The organism is uncultured Methanobrevibacter sp., from assembly GCF_902771435.1.
GTDB lineage: Archaea > Methanobacteriota > Methanobacteria > Methanobacteriales > Methanobacteriaceae > Methanocatella.
In genome coordinates, this window is the sequence record NZ_CACXXB010000017.1 from 91,878 (window position 1) to 105,408 (window position 13,531).

A 13,531-nucleotide genomic window follows, 5' to 3' on the forward strand; every position below is an offset into this window, starting at 1 on the left:
CCATTACTAATTTTTTCTTAAAAAATAAATTAATGGTTATTCCCTTTCTTTTTTAAGGGCTTCAACCATATCAATATTTTTGAGCTGGTTTGCAAGCAACAGGTTAACGATTGCAGAAACGATTATTGTTATCACGAAACTTATTACTATTGTAGTCAGAGTATAGTTTGTCGGATAATAGAACTTGTCAGTATTGCTTCTGATGGCTTCTAGAACGTAGTATCCTGTTGGAACTCCAATTATAAATCCTACTATTGATATTCCTAGATATTGGGTTATGAAAAGTTTTCTTAAATCGCTTAATTGGAATCCTAAAACCTTCAATGTTGCCATATCCCGTTCCACTTCGGTGAATCCTAAAAGGCCTAAGCTGTACAGAACAACAACAGCCAATATGACTGCAAATATTACCAATATTATGATGAGCAGATTTGCTGTTTGTGAGAGCTTGTCCCAACTGTTTGTCAGGTCTTTATGGGAGTTGTAGCTTCCGACACCATCCAAGCCGCCTGTCACATTTTTTGCTGTAACGATTTCTGTCGGCTTGAATGAAATGTTGTTCTTTTCAGCACATTCTTTTGTGATTGTAATTCCCTGAACTGAAGGATCACCATAAATGTCTTCAACCGTGGAGTTTATCCAAGTTTCATTACCATAGAAGTGCCATTCTATTTTATCACCAACCTTTAGTCCATATATCTCGGCAGTCTTTTCTGAAATGGAAATTCCGTCCTTTGGCAATGTAATCTCATGCCTGTTCTTATCGGTAGGCGTGATTAATGAGGATTTATCATGAACCGTCAGCACTTGCATCTTTTCAATGCCATTGGCTTTGATTTGAATTGTTTTTGTCATTACTTGAGTTCCGTTAACCTCATCAATTATTGAATCTATCTGTGACTGTGAAATGTTATCCTGAAGGACTAGCTGTGTTTCATAGTGGTTGATGTCATCATATTTCCAGGTTTTCAGGTCATTGACCCCATCATGCATACCGAATGCTGAGATGAGAAGCACAGTGCAGCCAATGACTCCGATCAGTGCAATGATAGATCTTAACTTATGTCTGTTAATGTCCCTGGTGTTCCACCTAAGATTGAATCCCATTTTGTCCCATATCCATGTATTTTCAACAAATCCTATTTTGCTCACTTTAGGGGGCTTTGCCTTCAGAGTTGCTGAAGGAGGCTCTCGGATAATGCTTGCAGCCGCAAAGTATGAGCACAACACAGAACCCAAAACGATTAAAAGGGCTACAATGATGAAATTGATATTGAATCCGGGATCCCAGCAAGGCAATGTGTAATATGACTTCATGGTGTCGACAAAAATGTATGGTATCGTTTTGTGACCGACTATTATTCCCAGCACGCTACCGATCAGTGTCAAATAGAATCCGTATGATAAATAATGCAATATTAATGGCCTATCTTCAAATCCTATTGCCTTTAAAGTTCCAATCTGTGTTCTTTGCTGGTTAACGATACGTGTCATTGTAGTCAGCAGAATCAGGAGCGCAACAACAACGAAGATGATTGGAAACATCACTGCCAAAACGATATGCTGCTTGATTTCGTCCTGTATTTGGTTGTCGCTGCTGCTGTCTTCCCTAGGCATAAAGGATGCGCCGTCGATTATGTCGTCATATCCCTTGTCCTCAAGCATTCCACGTGTTTGATTGTAATAGTCTTGAGTATTGACATTGGAGGTCATTAGCAGCTTGTTGTGTGGCATGTCCTGGCCAGGGTATGCCTTATCTGACAGATATCCGAATCCCTGATATTTGAAATCTGAAACCAGGCCGTTTTCCGGTTGCTCATAGACGTAATCAGGAGAATATCCAAGTCCACGGATTGTTTTGTTTAATGTGATTCCATTAAATTTTACGGAGATATTGTCCCCAACGGTCAAGTTCTTCGCTTCAGCAAATCTTGCATCCAGCCATATGCCGTCCGCATCACTGAAATTAATGTTTTTTCCTTCAACAGGATAGTATCTGGAGATGTTGTTCTTCTCTAAAAAATGCAGCGTTACTGCCGGTTCATCTTCCAAATCGGCGATTGACTTTACAACGAATTGGGTTTCAATACCTGTTGTCGAACTCAGATTCTTGTAATCATTAACGACACTTTCATTGAAATTATTTCCAATCACGTATGCATCTGCCATGTTTGTTTCGTTATAATAGTTGTTGAGGTTGTCCTGAAGGCCCTGGACTTCGGATCCTATTCCCGCAAAGGCCAGCAATGTAATAAATGACATTAGGAAAATGGCAACGAATTGCATTTTGTGTTCCTTCATGTCGCGTAACATCTTTTTGAATAGCATCCAATCACCAGTTTATAGCATCTACAGATTGAGGATTCTCATTTGTCTCAATGTATTCAACTTCACCGTTTTTTATGTGAATGACCTTGTTTGCGACTTTTGCAAATTCGTTATTGTGTGTTACTATAATGACTGTTGTATTTTCACTTTCACATAGGCTTATCAGCAGTTCAATAATGATTTTACCGGTATGAGAATCCAGTGCACCTGTAGGCTCGTCACATAAGAGCATTTTTGGCTTTTTAGCTATTGCCCGAGCAATGGATACCCTTTGCTGTTCTCCTCCGGACAGTTCTGACGGAAACTTGTTGACATGCTGTGACAGCCCCACCTGACTTAAAATCTCCTGTCCGTCTATGTTTTCATCGACAATGTCATTGAGAACCTCAATGTTTTCGCATGCGGTCAGGTTTGGAATCAGGTTATAGAATTGGAAGATGAAACCTATTTCCTTTGCACGGTAGCGTGTAAGTTCCTTATCTGAAAAGGCGGTGATGTTTTCATCATCAATAATTATTTCACCGCTTGTAGGCTTGTCAAGACCTCCTAAAAGGTTAAGCAGTGTTGATTTACCACTTCCTGACGGTCCGAGAATCACTACAAGCTCTCCCTGTCCCATTTTATATTCTTTTGAAACACTATTAACTTTTATCAATGTCTTCATTTTTTAAACCTGTTCATTTATCTGATATAATATATTTTTTACATTCAAATATATTATATTTTTTACATTCAATTTAAATTTTTGTAGTGCATCAACTAACTATGGCATTAAATATATGAAAAAGGAGAGTCTATAAATAATCTAAACCAATCAGGTTAATTTCATTGAATTTTTTTTAATTTTTATTAATATAAATAATTTTTATTTGATTTGAGGATAATTTTAACTTTTAAATACAATATTGCGAACTTAAAACAATTTTTAGATATATTCTTTATAGTGGGAACTTGCAATAATGGCTAAGTTTATATACTATAAAATTAAAATTACATTTAGTAACTAAAAGTAGGTGGTTTGATTTTCGTGTACTTACTACTTTTCCGTGGACAATTTGTAAAATAAACTATTTTTTTCATCTATAATAAACCTTTTTATGTTCGTCCATATCCGAACAAATTGGAATTTCATATAGTAACCAAAAAAAACTAAGGCCACTTAAAATCATATAGTAACCATAAAAAACTAATTATTGAAAAATTTGGTTGATTATGGGGAGTTTATACATATGAATCTCTTCTTTTTGGTATTATTTTATCGGTTCAATTTATCAAAACTTTATTATGTAGTTTATATAAAAAATATAATAAATAATATAATAAAAAATATGAAATGATTATCATGGGACTTACTGATTATATCAAAACAAGATTGCTAAACAATAGGGTAGAGCAGTACAACACCAAACGCAGCTATTGGGGTGAAGATGAAAGGCAGCCAAGAACTGACGGAATCAACACTGGCCTTGACTTGCCTGATGCACTTCCACCTGTAATTAATAAGACAATAGCTAATGCACGTTATGCTGTAAAGCTTGACGGTTATACTTCAGGAATATTGAAAAATAGAATTGATAAAGCTAATGTTAATATTGTTCTTGTAGATAAGGAAAATAAATTATCTCAAGAGCAGAAATTGACTTTAATTTTATGGGCTAGGAAAATTGACATCAGCCAGGTTGCTAAAAATATTCTGCAAGGTGGGATGGTTGATGGGGAAGGTCTTATTAAACCTGTGCAACGCTGGGATAAAAGTATTGGAAAATATATTAAACCTATCTTTTTAGAAATCGGCGCACACGGTTACGGATTGAAAAAAGAATTTAATGATGATAATGAAGTGCAGCTATACCTTCATGAGATGCCTAAGGATATTGTTGCTGGATCTCCAGAAGAGTTCGCTAATTATGTTAGTGTTGAAGAGGGAACATTAACGGTCAAATATGAACCTGAAGAAGTCATTAACTTCATCTATAATGAGATTTATTGTGAAGCTCAAAGTATTATCCTGAATTGCCTTGATGATATATATCACAAATGTAATTTGGAGAGAAACCAGGTAGAAAGAATTAATAAGGATAATATTATTGAAGTAAAGCCTGCAATGGATGCAAACGGCCAGCCTTACATTACAGAACTTTCAAGCACAGCTAAGGAAAATCTTTATGCAGATTATGGTACAACTGCCGGAAGTAATGTAGCTATTGTACCTCCGGGAATCGAATCCAAAATACTTGGTGGTAACAACTACCAGTCAGACTATACCAGACAAACTGAAATCTTTAGAAATAATATCCTAAGGACTTTCGTGACACCGCAGTCACAGGCAGGTAATGAAAAATCCAACCAGAACGTTGCAGAATACATTAACGATTCAGCTATTACAGGGTTTATCGTTAATGTGGCCAACGACCAGAAATGGGTGTTAAAGTATTGCAATCAGCTATTGAATATGCAACTGGAGCTAATGGGAATTAGTGAAACTTTAGATATTTACTTCAGCTATTCAAGAGATGATGTCTTAAGATATATTATGGAACTTTCTTCTGAAGGCGATGAAATCTATAAAAACTATCTAAGCAACTTTGAGGAAGAACAGCCTGTCGGTGAGAGAATTATAAATGATAGTGGAGTTGAAATATAATTATTTAAAACTCAAAATTATTTGTAATTATTTAATATGTTTTTCCTGTTATTAATTTATATCTTAATCCCTCGTTACTTTCTTAAAAATCTCTTTTAACATTTAAATTTAATGAATAAACCTGATTAATAATTTATTATTAATTTATACTTAAATTAATCTTCAATTTTGTCCCAAATTGTTATTGAGAATATAAAAAAATTTAAAAGTAATGTGGATTACGTACTATTCTAAAGACAACTCATGAACTAACTAATTGTTAGCACATATTTTGTAATTTTGCTGAAAACTCTGCTAGGTTTGATGGAGTTCATGTATTTGATGGAACTGGTACTGTGACAAATTGGAAATAATCAATAACTTTATATGTTTTAAATTTTTAAATAAATATGTAAAATATTTTTGTCTTATACGTGATATAATGAAATATGGTAAATATTTAATTTTAATATTATTGGTATTGATATTGTCTATGAACAATGTTTGTGCTCAAGATTGTTTAAATGATACAATTAATGAACTTAGTATTAGTGATTATGATTTGATTTGTGATGATGGTGATGAAGATCAATTTACGGATGATGTTGATGATTTACAAGATGATGACTATGAATTAGATGAAGAAAAATACTTTTATGAAGAAATTCAATCTAATGATTCAGATATGTATTGCTCTTTTATAAAACATTTAACTAAAGAATGTAACTTTACACTTGATTTGAACAATAGTGATTTTGAAAACGATGGATATTGTCTAATCGCTCATTATAATTATTCTTTCAAACTATATTCAGGAGAAATATATAATTTAAATCCTGGTGATTCATATCTAGCAGTAATGAATGGGCGTGAAGGAACATATATCTCCGGAATATATTATCCGGACATTATTTATTTATATAATGGTAATAAATATTTGGATGAAGATTTTTTAGGATGGTTAGCATGGGAAAAACAATTTAAATGTAATTCCATAAATATTGAAGAAATTATAAATAATTCTAAAAATATCAAACATGCCCCTGCAAAATACATGTCAACTAATAATTTGCCAGATTATTATAATTTAGCAGATAATAATTTAGTTTCAACATTTAAAAAACAGATATATGGGGATTGTTGGGCATTTGCATCAATTGCTTCTCTTGAATCACATTTATTAAAAACAGAAAATAAAGAATATAATTTTGATGTTGATTTAACTGATTTTTCAGAAAACCATCTGAAAAATCTCATTAGTTCAAGAGGAATCAATGGATCTGAAATTTTTGAAGGAGGTTATTTATCTGGAGCCGCTTCTTATTTCCTTAGATGGAGTGGACCAATTGATGAAAATAGTGATAAATATGGAGTTACAAATTATTCCTATGAATATTTTAATCCATTAAAACATGTTCAAGACATTTTATTCATTTCTGCTAGATCATATTATAATGACAATACTAAAATAAAAGAAGCAATAATTAACTATGGTGCAGTAGCAACTAATATGTATTTTAACAACTCATATATTCGCCAGTATTTGATTGAAAATGGAAAAATATCTAAATTTTATTATTATGCTTCTGATAGAATTACAAATAATGCGCTTTTATCTCAAGGAGCGCATTCTGTCACTATTATAGGATGGGATGATAATTGTGATAAAAACATGTTTAATGCTCAGCACAATGGAGCATTCATTGTGAAAGATAGTAATTTTAATTATTATTACTATGTTTCATATGATGATTTATATTTTGCGAGGTTGTATGTTAATAATCATATTGCATCAATGGCCTTTGTTAATGTTGAGAATGTAACTAATTATAAATCTATTTATCAATATGATACTGTATTTAATTATGATGAAGAAAAGTATTCTTCAGTTTCAAATATTTTTACTGCATCTTCCGATGATGAAATTCAATCAATCGGATTTTATAATTTAGGGACTAATCTGAATGTTAAAGTTGAAATATTTGTAAATGATAACATAAAATATGCTAAATATTTTACTAGTCTTATTTTTGGGTACAATACAATTAGATTAAATGAGCTTGTAAATATTAAACAAGGAGATGCTTTTGAAGTTAAACTCACATTCGATTCAAATTGCCGAATTGCTGCGGATAGATTAATTCCATCTAAACACCATTCTTATTATTATAAAGATAATCAGCGCAGTTTATATAATTATACTTTTTGTATTAAAGCTTATACTTGCTTAAATTCCAATGTGAAAGTAGCATATTTTGATTGTAAGGATATTAATTCAGAATATGGAGATAAATGTTTTGCAGGTTATTTAAAAAGTAAAGGAAACCCGATTGCAAATGTTCCTATTCAAATGATATTAATTGATAGAAATAATAATTCAAAAGTTTTAGCATCTTATAATATACAAACAGACAATAACGGGGGAATATATTTACCTAGTAATATACTTCCAATTAATTGTCGTGCAGTTCTAAACTTTAAAGGCGATCATAATTATTATAGTTGCAGTAAAGCCATTGATTTTAATATTGTAAAAGCAACAACATCAATTTCTTCGAATTCCAAATGTTATTATTCGGAATCATTAATTTTAACTTTAAAACATTCAAATAAACTTCTTTCAAATAAAAAAATAACAATAACAATCAATGGTAAAGATTATCTTAAAACAACTGATAAAAATGGAAAAATTGACTTACCAATATTTTTAGCAAATAAGAAATATACTTTTCAAATTAAATTTAATGGTGATGCTAATTATTCATCAACTAAAAAATCACTTAAATTCACAGTAATGAAACCCACTGCAAAATTTTCTTTAAGTAGTTATAGCTCACCTTTTAATTCTGGAAAACAACTAACCGTAAAAGTAACTAACAAAAAGAACAATAAAGCAATGAAAAATGTAATGTTTAGTTTAAAAGTTTATAATAATAAAAAATCTAAAACATATAATGTAAAATCTGATTCAAATGGTGTTGCTAAATTTAGTGTTTCTAAAATTGGTATTGGTAGTTATAATGCATATGTTGCTTCTCAAGATAAATATGTTGCATATAAAAAAGTTAAAACTACTGTTAAAGTCTCAAAAGCATCAACAATACTTTCTGCTCCAAAAGTTTCAAATAAACTTAAATCGAATAGTTATTTTAAAGTTACATTAAAACATAAAAACACTAATAAATTATTATCAGGAGTTCAAATCGTTCTTAAAATATATACTGGATCTTCCTATAAATCATTTACAATTAAAACGGGGAGTAATGGTGTGGCGTCATTTAAGACTAATTCATTAAGCGTTGGAACACATAAAGTTGTAATTAATTCTGGAAATAAAAATTATGCTATTTCTGGTACAAGTTCAATAACCATTAAAAAATAGGTAGTTATTATGTTAATAAGAAAAATGTTAATAGTTTCAGTAATTATTCTTATATATATTAATTTATCTTTTGTTTGTGCTGATGAAAATGTCACTGATTTCAATGAATCATTTGCGAATAATAATTCTTTTAAGGACATTCAATCACTTATTAATGAAGCAGACGATAATGATACAATCATCCTTAATGGAAATTATTATGGAAATGGCAGTCAGATTAATGTTAATAAAAGTGTAATAATTGAAGGAATTAATAATGCTACATTGGATGCTAGAGGATTATCTGGAATTTTCAACATTCAATCAACTAATGTTGTAATAAAAAATTTAAAGTTCATTAATGGAAATTTGGAAGACCATGGGGCTGCTATCCAATGGGTTGGAAATAATGGTACTTTAATTAATTCAGTATTCTACAACAATACTGGATATTATAATGAATCTGATTCGATTATTTGGACAGGCACTGAAGGAATAATCATCAATTCAACTTTTAAACATGATTATTCATATTTTATGATGGTTGATCTTAATAAATGGAAACTTATTGGATTTTCTTGTGATAAATTATTTTTATCAACCTCTTTTATTTATGATGATAAAGGTTATTATATTGGTTTGGCTACAGTTAATTTTCTCCCTACTTTAAAAGTATCTAATGTAAGTTGTTTTTATGGTGAAGAACCAGTTATTAAATTTAAATTGTTTTCTAAAGAGTTTCCTTGGGCTAATGAAAATATAGTATTTAAAGTTTCCAATATGGAATTTAATTTAAAAACAGATGCAAATGGGGAGTGTATTTTAAAATTACCTAATAATATCTCAAATGGTAATTATATTGTTAAATCAGAATGTCATGATGTATTTTCAGGTTATGTTGAATATAGTTATGCAAAATATGCAGTAACTTCAATTTCAACTATTAGAATATCCCCAATCCCTGTTAAACTTTCACTTATTAAAAATAATTTTTATTATGATAATAAGAATTATTTGCAAGTTAAAGTTGTAAATACAAATTCTAAGTTACCTTTATCTAATGTTAAATTATTATTCGAGTTTAGGGGTAAGACATATTATGCTGTTTCAAATAGTAACGGTATTGCTAAATTTAAAATTCCAAAAATAAATATGGGGAATTATGATTTTAAAATTAAAGCAATTAAAAACGGAACATCTAATTTTTATAAACAAAAATTAACAATTAAAAAGATTCCAGTGCTGGTTAAAAAGAAAATAAAAAACAAAAAAATAACAATAACTCTTTTAAACAATAACACTAAAAAACCTTTAAAATCGTTTAAGATTAATTTAAAAATTTCAACTAAACACTATGTGATAAAAACTAATAAAAAAGGAATTATAATTCTAAAACTTAAAAAAGGATGGGATACAATTTCATTTAGTGCTATGAATAAGAATTATAAATTAAATTATAGAATTAAAGTTAAATCATAAGTTCATATGGATATGTTTAATTGATTTTTGAATAAAATATTCAAATATTCTTTTAACATATTCTCTATTTAATATTTCAATTGAAGTTGTTGAAATTGATGGATATGATTTTACACTTAAAAAAAATATTTGATGATGAATTCATATAATGGAGGCAAATTTCGATTTAAAGAGTTTGAGACTAAATGTTAGGGGGATGATTGTAAAGTAAATCTTAAAATATCTCATTAGGATAATTATTAATGTGATGTTGCTTGATAAGGAAAACAAGCTATCTAAAGAGCAGAAACTCACATTAATTCTTTAAGCAAGAAAAATATACATCCCTCAAGTGGCTAAGGAGATATTACAAGGCGGAATGATCGATGGTGAAGGCTTAATCAAACCTCTGCAGAGATGGGACAAATCCATAGGAAAATATATCAAACCGATATCTCTTGAAATCGGTGCTCACGGCTACGGTTTGAAAAAGGAATTCAATGATGACAATGAAGTTCAGCTGTACCTACATGAAATGCCAAAGGACATTGTCAACGGATCACCTGAAGAGTTTGATAACTACGTCAGTGTTGAGGAGGGAACATTGACTGTTAAATACGAACCTGATGAGGTCATTAACTTCATGTACAATGAAATCTACTCGGAAGCACAAAGCAGTATCTTAAACTGCCTTGATGACATTTATCACAAATGCAATCTTGAAAGAAACCAGGTTGAAAGAATCAACAAGGACAATATCATTGAAGTCAAGCCTTCACTTGACGCTAACGGACAGCCAATAATCATGGAGTTTTCTTCAACCGCCAAGGAAAACCTTTATGCAGATTATGGAACCACTGCAAATTCAAATGTGGCTATTGTACCTCTGGGAATTGAATCAAAAATCTTAGGTGGTAACAACTACCAGTCAGACTATACCAGACAAACTGAAATCTTTAGAAATAATATCCTAAGGACTTTCGTGACGCCGCAGTCTCAGGCAGGTAATGAGAAATCAAACCAGAATGTTGCGGAATACATTAACGATTCAGCTATTACAGGGTTTATCGTTAATGTGGCCAACGACCAGAAATGGGTTTTGAAATACTGCAACCAGCTGTTGAACATGCAACTGGAGCTGATGGGTATCAGTGAAAGTTTGGATATCTATTTCATCTATTCAAGGGATGACGTTATAAAATACATTATGGAACTTTCAGCTGAAGGTGATGGAATCTATAAGAATTATCTAAGCAACTTTGAGGAGGAACAGCCTGTCGGTGAGAGGATAGTATCTGATGCAGGTGTTGAAGTATAATTTTTCTTGCAAAATATTTATATGTAAGTTGATACATAATATAAATTGAATTTTATAGGAGGTAAAAATTTCTTTTGAAGTTCAGCCTGTATATCCTTGTCTCGACGAGGGGCGAATTAGGTGGTATACGGGTTCTTCTATCATTCATTAAACTAATTTTAATTTTCATATACAAATTTAATTACTTTGTTTTTTATCAAATCAAGAAATTCATGATTTTCATTTTCAAAATTCTGGAATGCTGACCATGAAATTAAATCTGCCATCTGTAAACCTTTATAGTGCATTGAATCCGCATGTTCTATAGTGATAGGTTGCTTTTGAATATTAGTTAAACTGTTTAAAAAGAGTTCATTGAAATTGTCAATTTCTTTTTGTTTGTTTTTTTGATTTGTCAATGAATATGAAAGTGGGTTTATCGATATTGATTAATTCAGCCAGTTTTGAAGCTAAAATGTCATACACTTCCTTGTTGTCATATTCATAACCTATTTTATATCTGTTTATCTTATCAAAAACGATTATGAAAGTCTCATAGTCGATGTTGTCTAATTTTTTAAGGATTTTTATTTTTAAATCAGGAGGTAAGTTTCCGCCTTTGATTTCAGCAGAGCTTAACATTTTCTTTTTGAATGACCTTCAGGATTTCTTAATTGCCTTATCCAGCTTTTTTGAATCCTTAACTTTAATGGCAGCTATGATAAAATACTTGGAACTGCCTTGTTTGGTTCCCAAATCTCCGCTTTCATCAATATAAATATAAGACATATTTAAAACCTGATTATAATTATTTTAATAACACTAATAATCTATTTTTCATCATTAATTAATTTTTTTGTGTTAAGATACAATATAAATATTTATATAAAATAAGTAATAAAATATATAATAAATAATATAATAAAAAGTGATAATAATGAGGCATGAACTTTTTGAAGTCGGATCCTATGACTACTCCGATTTGGATGACAGACTAACTAAACCAGTTGAATGGACTGAAGATGATCTAAAGCTAATAGCTGAAAATTATCGTGGCGGAATTCCTTTAACTTCAGAGCATGATAAGATCTATGTTGGCATTGGAAATAATATTGAATATGAAGATGGTAAGCTATTCATTGAAGTGCCCGATGAACTGGATATGGAAGGAAAAGGACTGTCTCCTAAAGTTGATGTCTTATTAAAAGATAAAGGAGATTCATTTGGAATTGATACTATGAGCTTAATAGACGTAGGCGTTACTAAACACCCAAGAAAAATAAGACTTCTGAATTCTGAAATAACAGGAGAAACCGGAAATCCTGAACCAGCACCACAGCCACCTGCAAAAGACAATAATGTAGCAACAAGTTTATTGTTGGAGAAGCTGCAGGGAAAGGATGCTGAAATTGGAAAGCTTCAGGATGAAATAAATAATCTAAAAGAAGAATCCAAAAAGTATGATGAGATAAAAAAAGCTATTGAAGAAAATAAAGAGTATATTGATAATAAAGAAGAAATCCTAAAAGAATTGTCTGAGCTTAGAAAAGCTGAAAATGAAAGGAAAATAAAAGAGTACGAAGCCAAATATAACTTTAACTATAATGAAAACGCTCAGGATAAAGAAATAATTGATAAACTATTATCTGGTGATGTTGATATGGAGCTAATGGAAAAACTGGCTGAGAGAAGAATTAAAATTGAAGCTAGTAATGACGGTTCCACTCCTGGAGGAAGAAATCCTGAAAACTCCGGCGATACTGGTGAAACAGGATCAACTGGCAGCACTGGAGATGAAGATTCACCTTCTTTTACAACTCGTGAAGAATATAATAAGATATTAAAGGACATGGGATTCAATAGAACTAGAATATAGCTATGATGGTGTTTTCTTACTTTTCCACCGGAGCTAGAATTATTCATTGATTTGCTCGTTGTTTATTTAGTGGGGAAATGTTTTAAGTGTTTTCATTTCCCCTAAAATATTGCATTGAAACCCTTAATGCCTAATTAATGGGGGCAAGCCCCCATTTAATTACCCAAGAAAGCCAATGCAATTATAATCAAGTTTACAAAACTTAACCCCGAACCGACCGATAAATGGTCGGTTCTTAAATTTGATAAAATCATTAATTTCAAATCCATAAACTCGGAATAGGGGACAAGCCCCTATTCCTCGGAACCGATAAAGCTATTTTTGTTAGGTCTATAGTATTGGCCTTTCGCTTACGCTCAAGGCATCCAGTCCGACCTGAAGGTCGGACTGCATATAATGGTGCCGCTGGTTAAATAAAATTAGTTTTCTTCATTGATGACTTACGGAACCAACCGGCAAGGGTCGGTTCCTCCTTATAGTATATGCTCGCCAATTCTATTCACCCAGGCCTCCCACAGATGCCTCCCTTCGGTCGGCATCGGGTCGGCCTGGGCGAATTGGCTCGCTTATAACATGGGTATGGCAAGG

9 protein-coding genes and 1 pseudogene are annotated in these 13,531 nt (G+C 31.4%); 5 read left to right on the plus strand and 5 right to left on the minus strand.

Features of this window, described 5'->3' with window-relative positions; all coding sequences use genetic code 11:
- Positions 1 to 36: 36 nt before the first annotated feature.
- Both QZU83_RS06160 and QZU83_RS06165 read right to left on the minus strand, forming a co-directional pair.
- On the minus strand, positions 37 to 2,301 hold the full coding sequence (locus QZU83_RS06160) for an ABC transporter permease (RefSeq protein ID WP_295610520.1): 2,265 nt from the start codon (positions 2,299 to 2,301) through the stop codon (positions 37 to 39).
- A 31-nt stretch (positions 2,302 to 2,332) separates the two neighbouring features.
- Positions 2,333 to 2,992 (minus strand): ABC transporter ATP-binding protein, encoded by a 660-nt coding sequence (locus tag QZU83_RS06165; RefSeq protein ID WP_295610522.1) that lies wholly within the window; start codon positions 2,990 to 2,992, stop codon positions 2,333 to 2,335.
- A 678-nt stretch (positions 2,993 to 3,670) separates the two neighbouring features.
- Between QZU83_RS06165 and QZU83_RS06170 the strand changes: the two genes are divergently transcribed.
- The 4 genes from QZU83_RS06170 to QZU83_RS06185 all read left to right on the plus strand — a co-directional run bounded on the left by QZU83_RS06170 (position 3,671) and on the right by QZU83_RS06185 (position 11,088).
- A complete protein-coding gene (locus tag QZU83_RS06170) occupies positions 3,671 to 4,972 on the plus strand; it encodes a hypothetical protein (protein WP_295610524.1) in 1,302 nt (433 codons plus the stop codon).
- 421 nt (positions 4,973 to 5,393) lie between these two features.
- A complete protein-coding gene (locus QZU83_RS06175) occupies positions 5,394 to 8,333 on the plus strand; it encodes a lectin like domain-containing protein (RefSeq protein ID WP_295610526.1) in 2,940 nt (979 codons plus the stop codon).
- A 9-nt stretch (positions 8,334 to 8,342) separates the two neighbouring features.
- On the plus strand, positions 8,343 to 9,791 hold the full coding sequence (locus tag QZU83_RS06180) for a hypothetical protein (protein ID WP_295610527.1): 1,449 nt from the start codon (positions 8,343 to 8,345) through the stop codon (positions 9,789 to 9,791).
- Between the two features lie 331 nt (positions 9,792 to 10,122).
- On the plus strand, positions 10,123 to 11,088 hold the full coding sequence (locus QZU83_RS06185) for a hypothetical protein (protein ID WP_295610529.1): 966 nt from the start codon (positions 10,123 to 10,125) through the stop codon (positions 11,086 to 11,088).
- A gap of 293 nt (positions 11,089 to 11,381) precedes the next feature.
- Here the strand turns inward: QZU83_RS06185 and QZU83_RS10775 are convergent.
- The 3 genes and pseudogenes from QZU83_RS10775 to QZU83_RS06195 all read right to left on the minus strand — a co-directional run.
- Positions 11,382 to 11,486, minus strand: a pseudogene (locus QZU83_RS10775) (hypothetical protein); the annotation flags it as partial.
- Positions 11,452 to 11,709, minus strand: coding sequence for a hypothetical protein (locus tag QZU83_RS06190; protein ID WP_295610531.1), 258 nt, complete (start codon positions 11,707 to 11,709; stop codon positions 11,452 to 11,454). The pseudogene QZU83_RS10775 and the gene QZU83_RS06190, both read right to left, overlap by 35 nt.
- A gap of 18 nt (positions 11,710 to 11,727) precedes the next feature.
- A complete protein-coding gene (locus QZU83_RS06195) occupies positions 11,728 to 11,856 on the minus strand; it encodes a DUF3800 domain-containing protein (protein WP_295610533.1) in 129 nt (42 codons plus the stop codon).
- A 148-nt stretch (positions 11,857 to 12,004) separates the two neighbouring features.
- Between QZU83_RS06195 and QZU83_RS06200 the strand changes: the two genes are divergently transcribed.
- A complete protein-coding gene (locus QZU83_RS06200) occupies positions 12,005 to 12,943 on the plus strand; it encodes a hypothetical protein (RefSeq protein WP_295610535.1) in 939 nt (312 codons plus the stop codon).
- The last annotated feature ends 588 nt before the right edge of the window (positions 12,944 to 13,531 follow it).